This window comes from Cnuibacter physcomitrellae, assembly GCF_014640535.1.
GTDB lineage: Bacteria > Actinomycetota > Actinomycetes > Actinomycetales > Microbacteriaceae > Cnuibacter > Cnuibacter physcomitrellae.
In genome coordinates this window covers 448,941-471,814 of record NZ_BMHD01000001.1, presented here as the reverse complement: position 1 = coordinate 471,814, position 22,874 = coordinate 448,941, and the positions used below count along the sequence as shown (strand labels likewise).

Annotated in this window: 16 protein-coding genes; 12 read left to right on the top strand and 4 right to left on the bottom strand. The window is 71.5% G+C overall.

Annotated elements, in window-relative coordinates; all coding sequences use genetic code 11:
- Window positions 1–8: 8 nt before the first annotated feature.
- Complete coding sequence (gene polA, locus IEX69_RS02255; RefSeq protein WP_085019514.1) at window positions 9–2,687, top strand: DNA polymerase I; 2,679 nt, start codon at window positions 9–11, stop codon at window positions 2,685–2,687.
- A 452-nt stretch (window positions 2,688–3,139) separates the two neighbouring features.
- On the opposite strand, the gene IEX69_RS02250 is transcribed toward polA, so the two are convergent.
- From IEX69_RS02250 to imuA', 3 genes are all read right to left on the bottom strand, one after another.
- On the bottom strand, window positions 3,140–6,577 hold the full coding sequence (locus IEX69_RS02250) for an error-prone DNA polymerase (protein ID WP_085019513.1): 3,438 nt from the start codon (window positions 6,575–6,577) through the stop codon (window positions 3,140–3,142).
- A gap of 66 nt (window positions 6,578–6,643) precedes the next feature.
- Window positions 6,644–8,335 carry a DNA polymerase Y family protein gene (locus IEX69_RS02245; protein ID WP_085019512.1) on the bottom strand — a complete coding sequence of 564 codons (1,692 nt, stop codon included), beginning with the start codon at window positions 8,333–8,335 and terminating at the stop codon, window positions 6,644–6,646.
- Window positions 8,332–9,198 carry a DnaE2-dependent mutagenesis accessory factor ImuA' gene (gene imuA' / locus IEX69_RS02240; RefSeq protein WP_174604435.1) on the bottom strand — a complete coding sequence of 289 codons (867 nt, stop codon included), beginning with the start codon at window positions 9,196–9,198 and terminating at the stop codon, window positions 8,332–8,334. Before imuA' ends, IEX69_RS02245 begins: the two co-directional genes overlap by 4 nt.
- Window positions 9,199–9,286: 88 nt before the next feature.
- Between imuA' and IEX69_RS02235 the strand changes: the two genes are divergently transcribed.
- From IEX69_RS02235 to IEX69_RS02195, 10 genes are all read left to right on the top strand, one after another.
- Window positions 9,287–10,987, top strand: a complete 1,701-nt coding sequence (locus tag IEX69_RS02235) for a DUF885 domain-containing protein (protein WP_085019511.1) — start codon at window positions 9,287–9,289, stop codon at window positions 10,985–10,987.
- 9 nt (window positions 10,988–10,996) lie between these two features.
- Window positions 10,997–11,668: a DUF4166 domain-containing protein gene (locus IEX69_RS20780; RefSeq protein ID WP_085019510.1), complete on the top strand. Its 672-nt coding sequence runs from the start codon at window positions 10,997–10,999 to the stop codon at window positions 11,666–11,668.
- A complete protein-coding gene (locus IEX69_RS02230) occupies window positions 11,665–12,627 on the top strand; it encodes an epimerase (RefSeq protein ID WP_085019509.1) in 963 nt (320 codons plus the stop codon). The genes IEX69_RS20780 and IEX69_RS02230 overlap by 4 nt, the downstream gene beginning before the upstream one ends.
- 67 nt (window positions 12,628–12,694) lie before the next feature.
- Window positions 12,695–13,372 (top strand): hypothetical protein, encoded by a 678-nt coding sequence (locus IEX69_RS02225; RefSeq protein ID WP_085019508.1) that lies wholly within the window; start codon window positions 12,695–12,697, stop codon window positions 13,370–13,372.
- A 53-nt stretch (window positions 13,373–13,425) separates the two neighbouring features.
- Complete coding sequence (locus tag IEX69_RS02220; RefSeq protein WP_085019507.1) at window positions 13,426–14,610, top strand: amidohydrolase family protein; 1,185 nt, start codon at window positions 13,426–13,428, stop codon at window positions 14,608–14,610.
- A gap of 214 nt (window positions 14,611–14,824) precedes the next feature.
- Window positions 14,825–16,270: a 30S ribosomal protein S1 gene (gene rpsA, locus IEX69_RS02215; RefSeq protein ID WP_085019506.1), complete on the top strand. Its 1,446-nt coding sequence runs from the start codon at window positions 14,825–14,827 to the stop codon at window positions 16,268–16,270.
- 107 nt (window positions 16,271–16,377) lie between these two features.
- A complete protein-coding gene (coaE, locus tag IEX69_RS02210; protein WP_085019505.1) occupies window positions 16,378–16,980 on the top strand; it encodes a dephospho-CoA kinase in 603 nt (200 codons plus the stop codon).
- Window positions 16,981–16,982: 2 nt separating this feature from the next.
- A complete protein-coding gene (locus IEX69_RS02205; protein ID WP_085019504.1) occupies window positions 16,983–17,747 on the top strand; it encodes a LamB/YcsF family protein in 765 nt (254 codons plus the stop codon).
- Window positions 17,744–18,364, top strand: coding sequence for a 5-oxoprolinase subunit B family protein (locus IEX69_RS02200; RefSeq protein WP_085019503.1), 621 nt, complete (start codon window positions 17,744–17,746; stop codon window positions 18,362–18,364). The genes IEX69_RS02205 and IEX69_RS02200 overlap by 4 nt, the downstream gene beginning before the upstream one ends.
- Complete coding sequence (locus tag IEX69_RS02195; protein WP_085019502.1) at window positions 18,357–19,259, top strand: 5-oxoprolinase subunit C family protein; 903 nt, start codon at window positions 18,357–18,359, stop codon at window positions 19,257–19,259. Before IEX69_RS02200 ends, IEX69_RS02195 begins: the two co-directional genes overlap by 8 nt.
- A 369-nt stretch (window positions 19,260–19,628) precedes the next feature.
- Here the strand turns inward: IEX69_RS02195 and IEX69_RS02190 are convergent, their stop codons facing one another.
- Window positions 19,629–20,654 carry an ATP-dependent 6-phosphofructokinase gene (locus IEX69_RS02190; protein WP_085021435.1) on the bottom strand — a complete coding sequence of 342 codons (1,026 nt, stop codon included), beginning with the start codon at window positions 20,652–20,654 and terminating at the stop codon, window positions 19,629–19,631.
- A gap of 141 nt (window positions 20,655–20,795) precedes the next feature.
- Here IEX69_RS02190 and uvrB point away from each other — a divergent pair, with 141 nt between their 5' ends.
- Complete coding sequence (gene uvrB, locus IEX69_RS02185) at window positions 20,796–22,865, top strand: excinuclease ABC subunit UvrB (RefSeq protein WP_085019501.1); 2,070 nt, start codon at window positions 20,796–20,798, stop codon at window positions 22,863–22,865.
- Window positions 22,866–22,874: the final 9 nt, after the last annotated feature.

The following is a 22,874-nucleotide window of genomic DNA, read 5'->3' as shown; positions in this document are numbered from 1 at the left end:
CTTTCCGTGTGCCGGACAAGAAGCAGCCTACCCTCCTCCTGATCGACGGTCATTCGCTGGCGTTCCGCGCCTTCTACGCACTCCCCGTCGACAGCTTCCAGACCAGGGACGGGCAGCACACGAACGCCGTGCACGGCTTCCTGTCGATGCTGCTCATGCTGTTGCGCAACGAGCAGCCGACCCACGTCGCGGTCGCGTTCGACGTCTCCCGCGTCTCGTTCCGCACCCGCGAGTACGCCGAGTACAAGGCCACCCGCGGCGAGACGCCGAGCGAATTCGGCGGGCAGATCCCGATCCTGAAGGAGGCGCTCCACACCCTCGGCATCACGACGATCGAGAAGGAGGACTTCGAGGCCGACGACATCCTCGCCACCCTCGCCACGCAGGGCGCCGGCTCCGGCTTCAAGGTGCTCGTCGTCTCCGGTGACCGCGACACGATCCAGCTCGTCACCCCGCAGGTGACCCTCCTCTATCCCTCGCGTCAGGGTGTCAGCGACCTGACCACCTACGACGAGGCGAAGGTCTTCGACAAGTACGGCATCCGTCCCGAGCAGTACCCCGAGATCGCGGCGCTCGTCGGCGAGACCAGCGACAACCTGCCGGGCATCCCCAAGGTGGGCGAGAAGACCGCCCTCAAGTGGCTGCAGCAGTACGGCAGCCTCGACGGCATCCTCGAGCACCGCGACGAGATCAAGGGCGTCGTGGGGCAGAACCTGCGCGACCACGCCGAGAACGCGATCCGCAACCGGCGGCTGAATGCCCTCATCCGCGACGTCGAGCTCCCCGTCGTGCCGGAGGACCTGCCGCGCAGGCCCGTCGACGAGGAGGCCATGCGCGAGCTGTTCGGCCGGCTCGAGTTCCGCACCCTGCTCGACCGTGTGCTGAAGCAGGAGGGGCTCGACGGATCCGAGGTCGGCCGTGCCGCCGAGGCCCGAGCGGCGGCCGAGGCCCCGAAGGCGCCCACCGCCCTCACCCTGCTCGACGACGAGCTCGAGGCCTGGCTCGCCCGCACCACGGCCGCGAACCCCGACGGCCTCGCCCTCCAGCTCGAGACCATCGACGGCCTCCCCATCACGATCGCCGTAGCTACGGAGGACGAGAGTCTCACCCTGCCCTGGAGCGCCGGGCGGCCCGGGTACGCGCCGCTCGAGCGCTGGCTGGCATCGGATGCGCCCAAGCTGATGCACGGCGCCAAGCCGCAGCTCAAGGCCCTGAGCCGCGCTGGTCTCGCCTTCGCGGGTCTGGCCTTCGACTGCGAGATCGCGGCGTGGCTCGTGCGCCCCGACTCCTCCGGCGACCGCTCCCTGGCGAAGCTCGTCGACCGCCAGCTCGGAGAGCAGCTGCCGGCAGGCGACCCGAACCAGCTCGTCCCGGTCAGCGACACCGAGCTGGGCGTGTCGGGCGAGGCCTGGTTCGTGGGGCGGCTCGCGCGCCACATGCGCGACTCGCTCGACGAGCGCACCCTGCGCGTGCTCACCGAGATCGAGCTGCCCGTGCTCTCGGTGCTCGCCTCGATGGAGCTCACCGGCGTGACCGTGAGCCACACCGAGCTCACCGAGCTGTCCACCGAGCTCACCGTGCGCGCGAACGACATCGCCACCGAGGCGTTCGGGATCATCGGGCGCGAGATCAACCTCGGATCGCCGAAGCAGATCCAGGAGGTGCTCTTCGACCAGCTCGAGATGCCGAAGACCCGCTCCACCAAGACCGGGTACTCCACCGACGCCGGGGCCCTGGCCGACCTCCAGGACAGCCATCCGCATCCGTTCCTCGGTCTCCTGCTCGCCCACCGCGACGCCACCAAGCTGAAGCAGATCATCGAGTCGGTCGACAAGGCGATCGCCGGCGACCACCGCGTGCACACCACCTACGTGCAGACCGGATCGAGCACGGGTCGCATCTCGTCGACCGACCCGAACCTGCAGAACATCCCCATCCGCGCCGAGGAGGGCCGCCGCATCCGCAAGGCGTTCACCGTCGGCACCGGATACGAGTCGCTCCTCACCGCCGACTACTCGCAGATCGAGATGCGCATCATGGCGCACCTCTCGGGCGACCAGGGGCTGATCGACGCGTTCCACTCCGGGGAGGACCTCCACCGCTTCGTCGGCTCGCGCGTCTTCTCGGTCGACCCGGCGGATGTGACGCCCGCGATGCGCACCAAGGTCAAGGCCATGTCGTACGGGCTCGCCTACGGGCTCAGCGCGTTCGGGCTGTCGAAGCAGCTGCGCATCGAGACCGCCGAGGCGAAGCAGCTCATGGGCGACTACTTCGAGCGCTTCGGCGGTGTGCGCGACTACCTCCGCAACGTGGTCGTGCAGGCCAAGATCGACGGTTACACCGAGACGATCTTCGGCCGCCGCCGCCCGTTCGCGAACCTCAACAGCAACAACCGCGTGCTCCGCGACAACGACGAGCGCGCCGCGCTGAACGCGCCCATCCAGGGCAGCGCCGCCGACATCATCAAGATCGCCATGGTCGACATCGCCGGCGACCTGGCCGCCCAGGGCCTGGCGTCGAAGATGCTCCTGCAGGTGCACGACGAGCTCGTGTTCGATGTGGCTGCGGGGGAGTGGGATGCCCTCTCCGAGATCGTGACGACCCGGATGGCGGGTGCCGCCACCCTCTCCGTCCCCCTCGAGGTGCAGGTCGGCCGCGGCCCCGACTGGGACTCCGCCGCGCACTGAGTTCGTCTTGGGCGCCGCCGCCCCTGCGGCGCCCGCGCGATCTGCCGCCCGGCTCGAGTTGCGCCGCCCTCGGGCGCGGGAAGCGCCGTCACGCCGCCACTTCCCGCGCTGCGCGAGGCGCTGCCCGGTGCCGGTTGGGCGCCGCCGCCCCTGCGGCGCCGGTGCGATCTGCCGCCCGGCTCGAGTTGCGCCGCCCCCGGGCGGGAAGTGCCGTCACGCCGCCCCTTCCCGCGCTGCGTGAGGCGCCGCGGTGTCCTCGGGCGACGCTCGTCACGGAATACGGGCAAGCGCCTCGCTATACGGGGGAGGTTGGGCGTATCTCGTGATGACGGACGGCGTCCGGGCGTCTGCGTCGTCGCTTCGACACCGAAACAGGGCGAGCCCGGCGAATACGGGCGGACGTGGACTGAAACGGTGTCGAAGTGGAGCCGCCGCCACCGCGCGGGGCGGGATCAGCGGAAGTCGCGGGAGCGGTGGGGAGCGGTGACGGGGAGGGGGGAGAAGGCGTCGGCGACGAGGTTGACGACGCCCTCGGGGGAGCGCTCGAGGATGCCGCGCACCACCATCGCAGGCGCCTCCCGAGCGAGGCGGCGGTAGCGCTTCCACACCCCGACGCTGCACACCACGTTGAGGAGCCCCGTCTCGTCCTCCAGGTTGAGGAACGTGATGCCGCTGGCCGTCGCGGGACGCTGCCGGTGTGTCACCACCCCGCCCACCTCGATGCGGCGGCCGCTCTCGATCGCCTCCAGATCGCCGATCAGCACGGCGCCCCGGGCCGCCAGCGCCTCCCTCGAATGGCGGATGGGGTGATCACCCGGGGAGATGCCCGTCGCCCACAGGTCGTAGATCACCTGCTCCTCGTCGGTGAGGAACGGCAGCAGCGGCGGCTGCACGCTCACCACGGTGCCGGGAAGGAACTCCGGCCGGTTCTGCGCCGCGTTGCCCGCCTCCCACACGGCCTGCCGCTTCGACAGGCCGAACGACTCGAACGCCCCCGCCGTGGCCAGCGCCTCGAGCTGCGGCGCGGTCAGGCCCACCCGATGGGCGAGGTCGGCCATGCTGCGGTACGGGCCGGAGGCGTCGCGCTCGGCGACGATCCGCTCGGCGAGCTTCACGCCGATCGAGGACACCTCCGCCAGCCCCAGTCGGACGGCGAAACGCCCGTCGCGGCGATGCGCGGCCGACTCATCGGGCGCCGAGCGGTCGAACTCCGACGAGGGGGACGGCGGGTTCGGGTCCAGGCACGAGTCCCTCCCCGTCTCGAGCGGGGCCGAACCCCGCGCACCGGATGCACCGACCGCGCCGTCTCCGTCCTCATCGAGCACCTCCAGCCCCGGCTGCACCCCCGACAGCTGGATGTCCGGCCGCAGGATGCGCACCCCGTGCCGCTGCGCATCCGCCGACAGCGTCTGCGGCGAGTAGAACCCCATCGGCTGCGCCCGCAGCAACCCGGCCAGGAACGCCGCCGGATAGTGCAGCTTGAACCACGAGCTCGCGTACACCAGCAGCGCGAAGCTGTTCGCGTGGCTCTCGGCGAAGCCGAAGTTCGCGAACGACTCGATGCGCAGGTAGATGCTCTCGGCGAGCTCCCCGGTGATGCCCTTCTCGGCCATGCCCTCGAACAGCGTCGCCTTGAGCGACTCGATCTTCTCGATGCCGCGCTTCGAGCCCATCGCACGCCGCAGCAGATCCGCCTGCTCCGGCGTGCATCCGCCCACCGCGATCGCCATCTGCATCAGCTGCTCCTGGAACAGCGGCACCCCGAGGGTGCGCCGCAGCACCGGCTCGAGATCGGGATGGATGTAGTCGATCGTCTCCTCGCCGAGCTTGCGCCGGATGAACGGATGCACGGCCCCGCCCTGGATCGGCCCGGGACGGATGAGCGCGATCTCGACCACGAGGTCGTAGAACTTGCGGGGCTGCAGGCGCGGCAGAGTGCCGATCTGCGCCCGGCTCTCCACCTGGAACACCCCGATCGAGTCGGCGCGGCAGAGCATGTCGTACACGCCCTGCTCCTCCTTGGGGATGGACGCGAGGTCCCAGGTGCGCCCTGTCGCCTCCTCCACCATCGTCATCGTGTGCTGGAGCGCCGACAGCATCCCGAGCCCGAGGAGGTCGAACTTGACCAGCCCCATCCAGGCGCAGTCGTCCTTGTCCCACTGCAGGACGGTGCGGTCCTCCATCCGCGCGTTCTCGATGGGGCACACCTCGCCGACGGGACGGTCGGTGAGCACCATCCCGCCCGAGTGGATGCCGAGGTGGCGCGGGAACGTCATCACCTCCTGGGCGAGGTCGACGACGTCGCGGGGGATGTCGTGGTCGTCGCTCTCCACCATCGGACCCCAGCGCTCGATCTGCTTCGTCCAGGCGTCCTGCTGGCCGGGGCTGTGCCCGAGAGCCTTCGCCATGTCGCGCACCGCCGCCTTCGGGCGGTACTGGATGACGTTCGCCACCTGCGCGGCGTTCCGCCGCCCGTACTTGGCGTAGACGTACTGGATGATCTCCTCCCGCCGATCGGAGTCGAAGTCGACGTCGATGTCGGGCTCCTCCTCGCGGAGGCTCGACAGGAAGCGCTCGAACGGCAGCTCGAACTTGATCGAGTCGACCGCCGTGATGCCGAGCACGTAGCACACGGCCGAGTTGGCGGCCGAGCCGCGGCCCTGGCAGAGGATCCCGAGCCGCCGCGCCTCGGCGACGATGTCGTTGACGATGAGGAAGTAGCCGGGGAAGTCCTTCATCTCGATGACCGCGAGCTCCTTGCGGATGCGTTCCCAGACGCTCTCGTCGGCGTCGGGGTAGCGCCAGACCACGCCCTCGTGCACGAGCTTCGTGAGCCACGACATCGGCGTGTGCCCCTCCGGCACCTCCTGACGCGGCAGCTTCGGCTTCGCCCTCCGCAGCTCGAACGCGAGGTCGGCGGCGACGTCGACGGTCGTCTCGACCGCACCCGGGTAGCGCGCGAACCGGCGTGTCATCTCGGCGCCGGAGCGCAGGTGCGCGGACGGGGCGGCCGGCAGCCAGCCGTCGAGCTCGTCGAGACTGCGCCGGGCGCGCACCGCGGCGAGGGCCTGCGCGATCCGCGCGCGGTCGGGGGTGGCGTAGTGCACGTTCCCGGTCGCGATGACGGGGAGCCGCATCCGCTGGGCGATCGCGGCGAGGTCGTCGTTGCGGATGCTGTCGAGCGGGTCGCCCGCATCCGTCAGCTCCACCAGGACGTGGTCGTGCCCGAAGAGGTCGACGAGTCGCGCCACCTCGCGCTCCGCACCCACGACCCCCTCCTCGACGTAGGCGAGGCGCACCGGGCTCTTGCGGCATCCGGTGAGCGCCATGACGTCGCCGCGGGTGTCGGCGGCGACCTGCTCGAGGGAGTAGACGGGCTTGCCCTTCTCGGCGCCCTGGGCGAGCTGGGCCGATGTGATCGCGCCGGCCAGCCGGTGATAGCCCTCCTGGCCACGGGCGAGCAGGAGCACGTGCGACCCGTGGGGATCGGCCACGCCGTTCTGCGGAGCACGCAGGTCGAGCGACAGCTCGGCGCCGAACACGGTGCGCAGGGCGTGCTTCTCGGCGGCCTCGGCGAAGCGCACCACCCCGTAGTAGCCGTCGTGATCGGTGAGGGCGAGCGCGTCGAGCCGCAGGCGGGCGGCCTCGGCGACGAGGTCCTCGGGCGAGGAGGCGCCGTCGAGGAAGCTGAACGTGGAGTGCGCGTGCAGCTCGGCGTAGGGGATGCTCGGCTCGTCGGGCGGGGGAGGCGCGTCGGGATCGGGGCGGTACGGCGCCCGCTTGCTCGTCGCCGTGACACCGTCGACAGCGGGGCGATCAGGCGGACGGGTACGGCCCGAGAGCGCGCTCTCGAGCTCGGACCACGGCATCGCCGGGTTGTTCCACCCCATCAGCCGACCCCCGCGCCGGATGCGGTGGGGTCGATCCGTCGTAGAACGGATGCGCGGCAGCGCGGGTCAGTCATAGCGCGCCTCCGCGCTCCAGCGGCCCTGCTCCACGCGCAGCAGCCACGCGTCGCCGTCGGCGTCGACCACCTGGAAGCGTGCGTAGCTGCGTCGGCCCTCGGCGTCCCACCAGCGCTCGCTCACCGGCCACGGCCCCGCCCAGGCCGCGACCGGCCGCAGCTCGGACCGCGCCGTGCCGGGGGAGAAGAGCGCCGGATGCGCGGTCGCCTCCCCGCGATCCGTCACGTCGACGGTGTCGCCCGCCGCATCCTCGACGAGCACCGGCATCAGCTGCGCGAACACGGTGGTGGGTACGGGCGGCGGGAGGCTCCCCGGCCACGGCGGCGTCCGCTCGGCACCCGCCGTCGCGCCCGTGGGCCGCGCGGGAAGGAGCTGCGGCGTCCGCTCACCCGCGCCGCTCGCCGCAGCACTCCGACCCACCTGCACGCCGCCCATCGCATCCGGACGGTCACCCCAGGGCGTCAGCCGCTGCCGCTCGGCGAGCCCCCTCCCGCCGCCGATCACCGCGGTGAGCACACCCTCGTGGCCGACCATGCTCTGCACACGCGACAGGGCGTGGTGGACGCGCTCGTCGGATCCGGTGCCCCACAGGCCCGTCTCGTGGTGGATGCTCGCGTCGACCGCCTCGGCCGCGATCCGCACCCGGGCCACGGGCGCCTCCAGGCCGTCGTCGATCGTGCCGCCGCCCTGCAGCTGCCAGCGCACCCGGTCGACCACGTCGCTCGCCGTGAACCAGCGCGGATGCAGCCAGACCCGCTCGCGCATCCGCCCCGTCTCGGCGGTGAGCTCGATGCGCACGGCCGTGCACACCAACCGCGCCTCGCGCAGGTCGTCGACGAAGCGGTCGCTCGCGGCGCGGATGCCGAACGTGATCTGGTCGACGCGGTCGAGCGGCGGCTCGAACTCGGAGACCACCTCGCGCAGCTCGGGCGGCACGCGCGGCACCACGGCCGTGCCCTCGCTGCCGCTGGCCCTCAGGTGCGCCCGGGCGCCGACCTCGCCGAAGCGGGCCCGGACGTCCTCCGCCGGGATCGCGGCGAAATCGCCCAGCGTGCGCACGCCGAGGCGCACGAGCAGGCCGACGAGCTCGTCGTCTCCGGTGAACTGCACGGGCAGTCCGGCGAGGAACGCACCCGCCTCACCCGCCGGCACCACCCGGATGCGGTCGTCCCCGGGGAGAGGCAGTCTCGCGGCGATGTCGGCGGCGAAGAGCCCGTCGGACACCCCGACCCGCGCATCCGGAGCCCCCAGCATCGCGAGCCGCTCGAGGAAGGCGGCCGCGGCTCGCCGCTCGGAGCCGTAGTAGCGCGCCGGCCCGCGCGAGCGCAGCGCGCACACCCCCGAACGCACCACCTGCACCCCGGGGCTCAGGTCCTCGAGCGCCGCGATCAGCGGCTCGAACGCCCGATCGACCCGAACCTGATCCAGCTCCAGCACCACCAGCTGCGGGCAGCGCGCCTGCGCCTCGCGTACGCGCAGTCCCCGCCGCACGCCCTCGGCGCGGGCGGTGGCGGAGCAGGCGTGCACCAGATCCTTCTCGATGACGGCGATCGGATGCGCGGGGTCGACACCCGCGACGGCCGCCATCGCCGTGACGGGCCAGTCCGGGCACCACACCACCATCGTCCGCATCGGCACCGCCACACCCGGGGCCGCGGCGGAGGCGCGTCGTCCGCCGCTCATCCCACGGCCTCCAGCTGCGGCGCCGACCGCACGATCGCCCGCTCCCGCTCGCCCTCGGGCTCCGGTTCGACGGGCTCCGGTGCAGCATTCATCGGCGGGACGAGTCGCACCGCAGGAGTCCCCGGCCCCGCTGGCCCCACCGCCACCGACACCGGCCGCACCGCGGGAGCACCCGCACCCGCACCGCCGACGCGCGGCACCTCCTCCACCGGGCGGAAGAGCTCGTCGCGGTCGGGCAGCCACAGCTCGGCACGCCGGGTGCGGAACTCGCCCCGCGTCGTCACCGCGACCCGCGCCCGCCGCCCGGTGAGGTAGCCGTGGCCCTGACCGATCCCCTCCCAGACGCTGCCCTCGATGCGCAGCGTCGCCTCGCTCTGCGGCCAGTCGCCCAGCACGATGAGCGTCGCGTCGCGCTGCCGGATGCGCGCCTGCAGCCGGGCCACCGCCGAGTCGGGCACCCGGCGGGGGAGCGCGGTGACCACCACGCCCACCGCATCCGCCAGCGCCGCCGTGGCGGTGAGCCACTCGTCGCCCGGATGCGGGACCAGCACGAGTCGCTCCAGGTCGATCCCGAACCGAGCCGCCGCCTCCAGCCCGAAGTCGGGCAGCCCGACGACCCCGCACCACACGCCGTCGGCCGACGGCCCCGCCATCAGCGCCATCACGAGCGCCGACGACCGCTCGACCGAGTACGCCGCGCCCGCCCGGATCGCTCCCGTGGGGAGCAGCCCCTCCAGCGCAGGGTGCGTGCGCACGGCCCGGGTGTCGAGCTTGGTGTCCTGCATCTGGCGGATGCGCGACTGCAGCGCACGGATCTCCTCGCCCACGGAGGGCGACGAGATCACGGAGGCGGCCTGGTTCACCCCTTCAGTTTCGAACACATGTTCGAACTAAGCAACCCGGTCCGAAGACCTCTCCACCGCCGTCGGACCCCGCGTATAGGGTCGGAGGATGAGCGACACGACTGTACCCGGCGCATCCGACGGCGCACCCGAACGGCAGAGCACGCCGATCGATCGCATCGCCGAGGACTGGGTCGACACCGTGGTCGACCTGCTGCCCGAGTACGGCACCTACATCGGCCGCACCGAGGTCAACCACCGCCTCGGCGACTACTCGCCCGAGGGGCACGAGCGGTACATGGCCGCGGTGAAGCGCACGCTCGCCGCGCTCGACGCCACGGCGCCCGCCGACGACGTCGACGAGGTCACGAAGACCGACCTGTCGAGCGAGCTGCGTCTCACCCTCGAGGGGTCGGAGGCGGGCCTGCACCTGCGCGACCTCAACGTCATCAACTCGCCGTCGCAGGAGATCCGCGAGTCGTTCGACCTCATGCCCACCGCCACGGCCGACGACTGGTCGACCATCGCGAAGCGGCTCGCCGCGGTCGACGACGCGATCGCGGGCTACATCGTCACGCTGCGCAAGGGCATGCGCGAAGGCGTCACGCCCGCCCGTCGCCAGGTGCTCGAGGTGCTCGAGCAGGCGCGCAAGTACTCCGGCCGCGACGGCTTCTTCCACTCCTTCACCGCAGACGCGGGTGCCGCGGGCGAGCTCCCGCAGAGCCTCCGAACTGACCTCGAGCGCGGCGCCGACACCGCCGCCGAGGCGTACTCGCGCCTCGAGCAGTTCCTCGAGAACGAGCTCGCCCCCGTCGCCACCCGCGAGGATGCGGTGGGTCGCGAGATCTACGCCCTGCAGTCGCGCCGCTTCCTCGGCGCCGTGATCGACCTCGACGAGACGTACGAGTGGGGCGTGGCCGAGCTCGCCCGCATGACCGCGGAGCAGGAGTCGATCGCGCAGGAGATCGTCCCCGACGCCTCCGTGCAGGAGGCGATCGCCTTCCTCGACGGCGACGCGAGCCGCAAGCTGCACGGCACCGACGCCCTCCAGCGCTGGATGCAGGAGACCAGCGACCGCGCCGTGGCCGAGCTCGGCGCCACTCACTTCGACATCCCCGAGCCCATCCGCGCTCTCGAGTGCATGATCGCCCCCACCACCGAGGGCGGCATCTACTACACCGGCCCCACCGACGACTTCTCGCGTCCGGGCCGGATGTGGTGGTCGGTGCCCGAGGGTGTCACCGAGTTCGACACCTGGCGCGAGCTCACGACCGTCTACCACGAGGGTGTCCCCGGGCATCACCTGCAGATCGGGCAGGCGGTCTACAACCGCTCCCGCCTGAACACCTGGCGTCGCCAGCTGGCCGGCACGAGCGGTCACGCCGAGGGCTGGGCGCTGTACGCCGAGCGCCTCATGGAGGAGCTGGGCTACCTCGACGATCCCGCCGACCGCCTCGGCATGCTCGACGGGCAGCGGATGCGCGCGGTGCGCGTGGTGCTCGACATCGGCGTGCACCTGGGCAAGCCGCGCCTCGACGGATCCGGGGTCTGGGACGCCGAGTACGCCCTCGACGTGATGCGCCGGAACGTGAACATGGACGACTCGTTCATCCGCTTCGAGGTGAACCGCTACCTCGGCTGGCCCGGCCAGGCCCCGTCGTACAAGGTCGGCCAGCGCATCTGGGAGGAGGTGCGCGACGCCGCCCGCGCCCGCGAGGGCGCCTCGTTCTCGCTGAAGGACTTCCACCGCCGCGCCCTCGACCTCGGCGGCGTCGGCCTCGACACCCTCCGCACCACCCTCCTCGCCTAGCGGTCCGCCGTGCCGACGCCCGACGGGCCGTACCATCGCGAGGGGACGACGCACGGTCCCGAGCATCCGCTCTCCCCGTACGGGGCGGCGCTGGGGCCGGAGGCGCTGGCCGCCCTGCATCCACGGCTGCGCGACTACGTGGACGCCATCCCGCCGGGTCACCGCGGCGTCGGGCGCGGGACCTACGAGGTCGCCGGCGCCCGTCGGCGGTGGCTCCGGCCCGCGCTGGCGATCCTGGCTCGCGAGCAGGTGCTCTTCCCCGCGTACCAGCGCGACGTGCCGTTCCGCATCCGCAACGACGAGGGACCGTGGGGTCGGCGCGCTCGGCGCGAGTTCGGGTTCCTGTCGGGTCGACGCACGATGGTCGACGAGGTCCACCTGGTCGAGGGGCGGCTCGTCGACGACATCGGCGTCCACCGCAGGTTCCGCGCCGAGCTCGAGGCCCGGGTGGAGGGCGGTGCCCTCCACCTCACCTCGACCCGGATGCTCGTCCGCCTCGGCCCTCTCCTCATCCCTCTGCCCCGCCGATGGTCACCGCGGCTCGCGCTCGTCGAGCGCTTCGTCGACTCCGAGGGGAGGCAGCGCGTCGACCTCGTGCTCGACGCACCCCTGATCGGGACGCTCTACGAGTACCGGGGTACGTTCGAGTACAGGATCGTCGGGGGAGAGGACGTCGGGTGACGGATCGCGTCGTGCTGGCAGGGGCGTCGGGCTTCATCGGCGCCGCGCTGAGGGAGTCGTTCGAAGGCCGTGGGGCGACGATCACGACGATCGGCCGCGGGGGAGCTGACGTCCGCTGGGGTGACGCCGCGGGGATCCGTCGAGCGGTCGACGGCGCCGACCTCGTCGTCAACCTCGCAGGCAAGAGCGTGAACTGCCGCTACGACGCCGCGAACCGGCGCGAGATCTTCCGCTCCCGCCTCGACACGACGCGCGAGCTGGCCGACGCGATCGCGGGGTCCGAGCATCCGCCGCCCCTCTGGCTCAACGCCTCGACGGCCACCATCTACCGTCACGCAGAGGACCGCCCGATGACCGAGTCGACGGGGGAGATCGGGGAGGGCTTCTCGGTGAACGTCGCGACATCGTGGGAGGAGGCGTTCTTCGACCGTAACCTCCCCGGCACGCGACGCGTCGCGCTGCGGATGGCGATCGTCCTCGGCGACGGCAGCGCGCTCCGCCCTCTCCTCGCGCTCGCGCGCTGGGGCCTCGGCGGTCCGCAGCTCGACGGGCGCTGGCCCGCGACGAAGGCGCGCCTCGCGGCGGGCACGTACCACCGGTTCCGCGCGCGCGGCGGACGGCAGCGCTTCAGCTGGGTCCACCTCGACGACGTGGTGGCGATCGTGCACTTCCTCCGCGAGCACCCGGAGCTCGACGGCCCCGTCAACGTCGTCGCACCCGGCGCCACCGACAACCGCACGCTGATGCGCACCGTCCGTCGCGCCGTCGGCAGACCGTTGGGCCTCCCCGCCTTCCGCTGGATGCTCGAGCTCGGCACCGCCGTGCTCCGCACCGAGACCGAGCTCGTTCTGAAGAGCCGATGGGTCGCCCCCGAGCGCCTCGAGCAGGCGGGCTACGCCTTCCTCTACCGCGAGCACGAGCCGGCGATCCGCGCGATCGTCGCCGCGACGGGCAGGTGAGCGGGGCGCTTCCTCTCGGGGGCTCATCGCTCTAGGATGAGGCGAGCTTTCGTCAGCTCCGCACGCCATGCATCCAGAGATCACGATCGACGTCACCGCCGATGTCGCAGACGACACGGCGGGGCTGCGGCTTGCCCGTCGTGGCTCGACGTACACGCTGCTCGCCGACGGCGCACCGCGCGTCGAGCTCGTCGACGACGCCGAGTTCCCCGTCGACGAGTCGGATGACGGACACGGCATGCGGGCGCACATCGTCGACCAGCAGGACCCGCTCGACGTCGTCGCTCCGGTGTCCTCGACGCTCGCACGTTCGCTCCTCGCCGAGGACGCCTGGATGTACTGGCTGCGCGACCAGCTCACGATCGCCGGCCCGTCTCCGCTCGCACCCGGCCGGTGGCGGCTGCGGATGGGGCCGCTGCCCCTGCTCGGATGGCGTCCGGCTCACGAGCGGCCGGCCGCGCTGCGCGCCGCTCTCGTGCCCACGCCGGAGGGCAGGTTCGTGCACGGGGAGTCGCTGCGTCCGGCGATCGTCCCCCTCCGTCGCTGGCCCGGCAGGCACTCCGCGGCGGTGCTCGCCCATCGCAGCCTCATCCGCGACCACCGGCTCCCGCCCGTGCTGGTGTGGCATCTGCCGGGCATCGCGACCTACCTCGTCCTCGACGGCCACACCCGCCTGGTCGCCGCCCTCGCCGCGGATGCGGTCCCCGCATTCGCCACCCTCACCGCCCTCCCCGCCGACGCGTGAGCCCGCCCGCCGGGCGAAACACGGGGGTAACGCGGGGCGCGTAGCGTTCCCGCGTGATCATCGACGCGCACGTGCACTTCACCCCGCCCGGGATGCTCGAGACCATCGGTCGCACGGGCGACGAGCCGTACTGGCAGTTCATCATGACGCCCGATGACCGCAACCAGACCGAGCAGGCCTTCGTCGACGACGAGCGCATGATCGCCGACATGGATGCCGCGGGCATCGATCAGGTCGCGCTGCTCGCCGGGTACCAGCAGAGCGAGCGGGGCTGCGTCGAGGCGAACGAGACCGTGCTCACCCTCGCTGAACGGCACCCCGGGCGCATCCTGCCCTTCCTCTCCGTCACGCCGCCGGCCGACGAGGCCGCGGAGTCGGCGCTGCGCGATCAGCTCGATCGCGGCATCGAGCGCGGCGCGGTGGGCGTGGGGGAGGTGAATCCCTACGCGCAGGGCTGCTCGCTGCACTCGCGCGCGCTGCGGGTGCTCGCTGACGCCTGCGCCGAGCGCGGCCTGCCGCTCACGATGCACATGAGCGAGGAGGTCGGCCGCTTCTACTTCGGGAAGAGCACGCCGCGTCTGGGCGACTACTACGAGTTCGCCCGGTCCGTCCCCGATCTGAAGCTCATCCTCGCCCACTGGGGCGGCGGACTCTTCCTGTTCGAGATGATGCCCCTCGTCGCGGAGCAGCTGGCCCACGTCACCTACGACACCGCGGCCTCGCCGCTGCTCTACCCGACGGCGGTCGTCTTCGAGACGGCCCGGCGCCTGCTCGGCCCCGAGAAGCTCGTGTACGGATCGGACTATCCGCTCGAGATCACCGCGGCCCAGGAGGGGGCGACGTTCACGCCGTTCCTCGACGAGATCGACGCGGTGGGCGGCTTCGATGATCCCGCCGAACGGGCCGCCTTCCTGGGTGGCACGATGGCCCGACTCGTCGACCCCGCCGTGCCCGCCCGAGCGGGGACCGCATCCGACCCCGCGCTGAGGGAGGAGGTCGCTCTGTCGCGGAGGCTGTCCGACCGACTGGAGCTGCCCCTGGATCCCTTCGCCTCCGTGCGTCTGGTCGCCGAGAGGTACCCGGCGACGAAGCCGGTCTTCGAGCGCTACGGCATCCCGCACACCGATCAGACCGTCCCGGTCTGGGAGCCCATCGTCCAGTCCGCGGCCGCCCGCGGGATCGGCGCATCAAGGCAGGCAGAGCTGCTCGACGACCTCAACGACGCCCTCGGCTCCTGAGCGCGAGGGCGCGCAGCCGCTCGGGAATCATCGGGGTGCCGCGGGCGTTGAGGAGAAGGTGAGCGGGGGCGGATGCGCTGTTGTGCGTCCCCTGACCCGCGCGCTAAGCTAGAACGTCACTCTTGTGACTTCCTATCCGCCTGCCTGTCGCGGAACAACACGATGAAGACCACGCGTCAGGCCTGATCCCTGTCCAATACGGAGCACCTACTACATGACAATCGCAACGACCGAAAAGGCAGCCAAGCAGGTCGCCATCAACGACATCGGTTCCGCTGATGACTTCCTGGCCGCGGTCGAGAAGACTCTGAAGTTCTTCAACGATGGAGACCTCATCGAAGGCACCGTCGTGAAGATCGACCGCGACGAGGTCCTCCTCGACGTCGGTTACAAGACGGAGGGCGTCATCCCTTCGCGTGAACTCTCCATCAAGCACGACGTCGACCCGACCGAGGTCGTCCAGGTGGGCGACAACGTCGAGGCCCTCGTCCTCCAGAAGGAGGACAAGGAAGGCCGTCTCATCCTGTCGAAGAAGCGGGCTCAGTACGAGCGCGCCTGGGGCGACGTCGAGAAGATCAAGGAGGCCGACGGTGTCGTCACCGGTTCGGTCATCGAGGTCGTCAAGGGTGGCCTGATCGTCGACATCGGCCTCCGCGGCTTCCTCCCGGCCTCGCTCATCGAGCTCCGCCGCGTCCGCGACCTCACCCCCTACCTCGGTCAGGAGATCGAGGCGAAGATCCTCGAGCTCGACAAGAACCGCAACAACGTGGTCCTGTCGCGCCGTGCCCTGCTCGAGCAGACCCAGTCCGAGAGCCGCACCACGTTCCTGAACAACCTCCACAAGGGTCAGGTCCGCAAGGGTGTCGTGTCGTCGATCGTCAACTTCGGTGCGTTCGTCGACCTGGGTGGCGTCGACGGTCTCGTCCACGTCTCCGAGCTCTCCTGGAAGCACATCGAGCACGCCTCCGAGGTCGTCGAGGTGGGCCAGGAGGTCACCGTCGAGATCCTCGAGGTCGACCTCGACCGTGAGCGCGTGTCGCTCTCGCTCAAGGCCACCCAGGAGGACCCGTGGCAGGTCTTCGCCCGCACCCACGCCATCGGGCAGGTCGCTCCCGGAAAGGTCACCAAGCTGGTGCCGTTCGGTGCGTTCGTCCGCGTGGCCGACGGCATCGAGGGTCTGGTCCACATCTCCGAGCTCTCCGGCAAGCACGTCGAGCTGGCTGAGCAGGTCGTGTCGGTCGGCGAGGAGGTCTTCGTCAAGGTCATCGACATCGACCTCGAGCGTCGTCGCATCAGCCTCTCGCTGAAGCAGGCCAACGAGTCCGTCGACCCCGAGGGCACCGACTTCGACCCGGCGCTCTACGGAATGCTCACCGAGTACGACGAGCAGGGGAACTACAAGTACCCCGACGGCTTCGACCCGGAGACCAACGAGTGGAAGGAAGGCTTCGAGGCCGAGCGCGAGAAGTGGGAGCAGGAGTACGCTGCCGCCCAGGCTCGCTGGGAGGCCCACAAGAAGCAGGTCGCCGCGTCGGCCGCCGAGCACGCCATCGAGGCGCCCGGTTCCTCCTCCTACACGAGCGAGACCTCCGGCTCGGGCACGCTGGCCGACGACGAGACCCTCGCCGCTCTCCGCGAGCGACTCTCGTCGAACAACTGAGTCCAGCACCTCAGCAGCACCACACGGAAGGCCGTCCCGACAGGGGCGGCCTTCCGCCGTTCCCGGGCGCGCCCCTGCATCCCACACGTCCTCGATAGCATGAGGGCATGCTCACCGTAGGCCTCACCGGCGGGATCGCCGCCGGCAAGTCGACGATCACGAAGCGCCTGCGCGAGCTCGGCGCCCTCACCGCGGATGCGGACCAGCTGTCCCGCGAGGCGGTCGAGCCCGGCACACCGGCGCTGGCGCGCATCCGGGAGCGGTTCGGCGACGGCGTGATCGGCGAGGACGGCCATCTCGACCGCGCCGCACTCGGAGCGATCGTCTTCGCCGACGACGCCGCCCGGGCCGATCTGAACGCGATCGTCCATCCCGCCGTCGGCGCACTGACCGCACTGCGGCGGGCCGAAGCGGCCGCGACCGGGCCCGACGCGGTCTTCGTCTACGACGTCCCTCTCCTGGTCGAGACCGGCGGACGCCGCGACTTCGACGTCGTCATCGTCGCGGAGGCGCCGGAGGAGGTGCGGATCGACCGTCTGATGCGGCTCCGCGGGCTCTCGCGCGAGGAGGCGGAACGACGCATCGCGTCGCAGGCCTCCGACGAGGAGCGGCGCGCGATCGCCGACATCGTGATCGACACGGGCGGCACGCTCGAGGAGACGCTGTCGCAGACGGATGCCGCCTGGCGGCGCATCCGGGGGTCGGCGTGACGATGATCGACCTCAACGCCGACCTGGGGGAGTCGTTCGGCGCCTGGAGGATGGGCGACGATGCACGCATGCTCGACGTCGTCACGAGCGCCAACGTCGCCTGCGGCTTCCACGCGGGTGATCCCTCCGGGATCCTCGAGACCCTCACGGCGGCCGCCGACCGCGGAGTGACGGTGGGAGCGCACGTGGGCTACCCGGATCTCCGCGGCTTCGGTCGACGGACGATCGACGTGCCGCCCGCCGATCTCACCGCCGACACGGTCTACCAGATCGGGGCGCTCCAGGCGCTGGCCCGTGCCGCGGGCACTCGCGTCGCGTACGTCAAGCCGCACGGCGCCCTCTACAACCGGATCGTGCACGACGACGTCCAGGCCCGGGCCGTCGTCGACGGCATCCTCGCCGCCGACGACTCGCTCCCGCTGGTCGGACTCCCCGGCTCGGTCACGCAGCGGGTCGCGGAGTCCGTCGGGTTGTCCTTCGTGGCCGAGGCCTACGCCGACCGCGGATACCGGCCCGACGGCACACTGGTGCCGCGGAGCGAGCCCGGAGCCGTGCTGCACGACGCCGACGCCATCGCGCGGCGGATGGTCGGTCTCGTGGTCGACGGCTCCGTCGAGGCGGTCGACGGCTCGGTCGTGACGCTGTCGGCTCGGACGATCTGCGTGCACGGCGACACCGCCGGCTCGGTCGGGATCGCCGTCGCTCTGCGCTCCGCGCTGGAGCGCGCGGGCGTGACCCTCTCCCCGTTCGCGTCGGCGGCGGCGTGAGGGGATACGCCGTCCTGCCTGCGGGCGAGACGGCGCTGTTGGTCGACCAGCTCGACCCTGCGGACGTACTGCCTCTCTACGATGCTCTCCGCCGCCACCCCGGTGTCGTCGACCTCGTGCCCGCCGAGGCGACACTGCTCGTCTCGTTCGAACCCTCGACCGTGTCCCGGGCTGCCGCGCCGGGGATCGTCGAGGCGGCGTGGGACCTCCGAGAGGCGCACGACCCGACCGCCGAGAGCGACGAGGTGGTGATCCCGGCGCACTACGACGGCCCGGACGTCGCCGTCGCTGCCGCCCTCCTCGACGTCAGCGTCGACGAGCTCGTGTCCCGCCACACGTCGCTGCTCTTCACCACCGCCTTCCTCGGCTTCGCGCCGGGCTTCGCCTATCTCGCCGCCCCCGGCGATCCCCTCGCGCTACCGCGCCGCGACACTCCTCGCACCTCCGTGCCGGCGGGCTCGGTCGCCCTCGGCGGACGCTACTGCGGCGTCTACCCGCGCGAGTCGCCGGGCGGCTGGCACCTCATCGGCCGGACCGACGCGGTCCTCTGGGACGAGAGTCGCCCCGAGCCCGCGCTCCTCGCTCCCGGCACTCGTGTGAGGTTCCGCCGTGCCTGACGACGCGGGAACGCCCGCACTCGAGGTGCTCACACCCGGGCCCCTCGCTCTCCTCCAGGACCACGGGCGGCCCGGGTACGCCCACCTCGGCGTCACCGGATCCGGCGCCGCCGACCGGGCCGCCTTCGACGCCGCGAACCGCCTGGTCGGCAACCTCCCGGGCGCGGTGGGCATCGAGACGCTGCTCGGAGGCTGGCGGATGCACGCTCTCCGCACGCTCCGGATCGCCGTCACCGGGGCGCCGGTCGCCGTCCGCGTCCGCCGCGGAGGACGCACCGTCGAGCATCCGATCGGATGCGCCCTGACCCTCGCTCGCGGAGACGAGCTCGAGTTCGGTCCTCCACCCCATCAGCTGCGGAGCTACCTCGCCGTCAGGGGCGGGATCGCCGCGCCCCACGTGTTGGGCAGCGGATCCACCGACACGCTGAGCGGCCTCGGCCCCGCGCCCCTGGAGGCGGGGGATGTGCTGAGTCTGGCCGCGCAGGCGGGGGAGTGGCCCGCGGCCGACGCCATCCCCACCCTCATCGGGAGGGAGCACCCGGAGGTCGTGGTCCTTCCCGTCGTGCTCGGTCCTCGCGATCGCCTTCTGCGGGGCGAGCCTCGCGCGGTGCTCGCCGCGGCGAGGTGGACGGTCAGCCCGGACTCGAACCGCGTGGGGGTCCGGCTGGCCGGGCCGCCGCTCCCCGCGGCCGAGGGCACGGCCCAGCTGCCGAGCGAGGGCGTCGTCGCCGGGAGCGTGCAGCTCCCGCCCGACGGCCGGCCCGTCCTCTTCCTCCGCGACCACCCCGTCACGGGCGGCTACCCCGTCGTCGCCGTGCTCACCGCCGCAGCCCTCGACGCCGCCGCCCAGCTGCGCCCCGGAGACCCCGTCCGCCTCGCTCCGCTCCGCCGCTGACGCACCACCTCCGCAGCAGGACGCACGGGCGCCGCCCTCGCGCCAGGACCGCTTTCGACGGCCATCCCCGCGCCGACCCCTCCGAGCTCACGCCCCGACGCCACCGCCACCCAGCGCTCACGCGCGGCGGACGCAGAAAGGTCGCCCCAGGGCCGACGCGCGCCCGTATAGGCGCCACGTCCGCTCTGAGGCGACCTTCCGACGGTCGCACCCGCGCCGGCCCCTCAGAGCCCGCGCCCCTGACGCCACCGGGCGACCCGGCGCTCAGGCGCGGCGGACGCAGAAAGGTCGCCTCAGAGCCCACGCACGCTCGTATGCGCGCCACGTCCGCTCTGAGGCGACCTTTCGACGGTCGCACCCCCGCAGGGCTCAGCCGAAGAGCATCGCCGCTTCGTCGTAGCGGTGCTGCGGTACGGTCTTCAGCGCGGTGAGCGCCTCCTCGAAGCCCACCCGCTCGATCTCCGTGCCGCGCAGCGACACCATGTTGCCCCACGCCTCGTCCTGCGCGAGGTCGCTGGAGGCCATGCCGAGACGGGTGGCGAGCACGCGGTCGTACGCGGTGGGCACGCCGCCGCGCTGGATGTGGCCGAGCGTCGTCGCGCGCGTCTCGATCCCGGTGAGCTCCTCGATCATCGGCGCGAGGCGCTCGCCGATCCCACCCAGGCGGGGGCGCCCGAACGCGTCGAGCCCGCGCTCGGAGTGCGCGTCGTCGGCGTGGTTCGGCACCCAGCCCTCCGCCACCACGACGAGCGGCGCGCGCCCGCGGTCGGCCGCGCTGCGCACCCAGGCGCCGATCTGCTCGAGGCTGGTCTTCTGCTCGGGGATGAGGATGGCGTGCGCTCCTGCCGCCATGCCGGAGTGCAGCGCGATCCAGCCCACGTGCCGGCCCATGACCTCCGCGACCATGCAGCGGCTGTGCGAGTCGCCCGTGGTGCGCAGCCGGTCCATCGCCTCGGTGGCGATCTCGATGGCGGTGTCGAACCCGAACGTGTAGTCGGTGCCGTTGAGGTCGTTGTCGATCGTCTTGGGCACGCCCACGATCTTGAGTCCCGCATCCGTCAACCGCTTGGCCGCCGCCAGGGTCCCCTCGCCGCCGATGGCGATGACCGCGTCGATGCCGAGGCGGTCGAGGGTGGCCTGGATGCGCTCCGGCCCGCCCTCGCCCTCGAACGGGTTGGTGCGGCTGGTGCCGATGATGGTGCCGCCCTCCTTCGCGATGCCGCGCACGGCGAGGCGGGGGAGGTCGATGATGTCGCCGGCGACGACGCCGCGCCAGCCGTCGCGGAAGCCCACGAACTCCTGGCCGTTGATCTCGGTGCCCTTGAGGACTGCGCCGCGGATGACCGCGTTGAGCCCCGGGCAGTCGCCGCCCGAGGTGAGGATGCCGATTCGCATGTGTGTGGTCACGCCCCTGTGGTGGTGGTCACGGGGTGTCGTCCGCTCGTGCGGCGTCGACCCCGCGGTGGTGGATGTGGCCGGGCTGAGTGGTCCACTGGCCCCCGGCCCGATGTCGGTGGCCCGACCTAAACTTATTGCATGGAACCGACCCGCTCCGTTCGGCCCTTCGAGGTCATCAGCGAATACGAGCCGAGCGGCGACCAGCCCAACGCGATCGCGGAGCTCGCCGGCCGCATCAACGCGGGTGAGACCGACGTGGTGCTGCTCGGCGCCACCGGTACCGGCAAGTCCGCCACGACGGCCTGGCTCGTCGAGGCCGTGCAGCGCCCCACCCTCGTGCTGGCCCACAACAAGACCCTCGCCGCGCAGCTCGCCAACGAGTTCCGCGAGCTGCTGCCCAACAACGCCGTCGAGTACTTCGTCTCGTACTACGACTACTACCAGCCCGAGGCGTACGTCCCGCAGACCGACACCTTCATCGAGAAGGACAGCTCGATCAACGCGGAGGTGGAGCGGCTTCGCCACTCCACCACGAACTCGCTGCTGTCGCGCCGCGACGTGGTCGTGGTCTCCACGGTGTCCTGCATCTACGGTCTGGGCACGCCCGAGCAGTACATGAACGCGATGGTGGCGCTGCAGGTCGGGCAGCGGGTCGACCGCGACTGGCTCATCCGCCGATTCGTGTCGATGCAGTACCAGCGCAACGACGTCGACTTCTCCCGCGGCAACTTCCGCGTACGGGGCGACACGATCGAGATCATCCCGGTCTACGAGGAGCTGGCCATCCGCATCGAGATGTTCGGCGACGAGATCGAGGCGCTGTACAGCCTGCATCCGCTCACGGGAGACGTGGTGCAGAAGCTCGATGCCGTCTCGGTCTTCCCCGGGTCGCACTACGTGGCCGACACCAACGTCATGCATCGGGCCATCGAGACCATCCAGGTCGAGCTGGAGGAGCGTCTCACCGAGCTCGAGCGGCAGGGCAAGCTGCTCGAGGCGCAGCGACTGCGCATGCGCACCACGTTCGACCTCGAGATGATGCAGCAGATCGGCTTCTGCTCGGGCATCGAGAACTACTCGCGCCACATCGACGGGCGGATGCCGGGGGAGGCCCCGCACTGCCTGCTCGACTACTTCCCCGACGACTTCCTCGTCGTGATCGACGAGTCGCACGTCACCGTGCCGCAGATCGGCGCGATGTACGAGGGCGACGCGTCGCGCAAGCGGACGCTGGTCGAGCACGGCTTCCGCCTTCCGAGCGCGCTCGACAACCGGCCGCTCAAGTGGGACGAGTTCAAGGATCGTGTCGGGCAGACGGTCTACCTGTCCGCGACTCCCGGCCGCTACGAGATGGGCATCGCGGATGGGGTGGTCGAGCAGATCATCCGCCCCACGGGCCTGGTCGACCCCGAGCTGATCATCAAGCCCTCGAAGGGTCAGATCGACGACCTGCTCGAGGAGATCCGCCTCCGCGCCGAGCGCGACGAGCGCGTGCTCGTCACCACGCTCACGAAGAAGATGGCGGAGGAGCTCACCGACTTCCTCACCGAGGCCGGGGTGCGTGTGCGCTATCTGCACTCGGATGTCGACACCCTCCGTCGGGTCGAGCTGCTGACCGAGCTGCGCGCGGGCGTCTACGACGTCCTCGTCGGCATCAACCTCCTCCGCGAGGGGCTCGACCTCCCGGAGGTGTCGCTGGTCGCGATCCTCGACGCCGACAAGGAGGGCTTCCTCCGCTCGTCGACGTCGCTCATCCAGACGATCGGTCGCGCCGCTCGCAACGTGTCGGGTCAGGTGCACATGTACGCCGACAAGATGACCGACTCCATGCAGCTCGCCATCGAGGAGACCGACCGTCGTCGCGAGAAGCAGATCGCGTACAACACGGCGAACGGGATCGATCCTCAGCCGCTGCGGAAGCGGATCGCCGACATCACCGAGGCGCTCGCCCGCGAGGGCGCCGACACCGCCGACCTCCTGCGCGAGCGCGCCGGCCGGGGCAAGAAGAGCCCCACGCCGAGCCTGCGCCGCGAGGGCCTCGCGGCGTCCGGCGCCAACGAGCTCGAGTCGATCATCGCCGACCTCAACTCACAGATGCTCGAGGCCGCCGCCGAGCTCAAGTTCGAGCTCGCCGCGCGCCTGCGCGACGAGGTCTCCGAGCTCAAGCGCGAGCTCCGCCAGATGGAGCGCGCCGGCCACGTCGCCTGACCTGGCGTG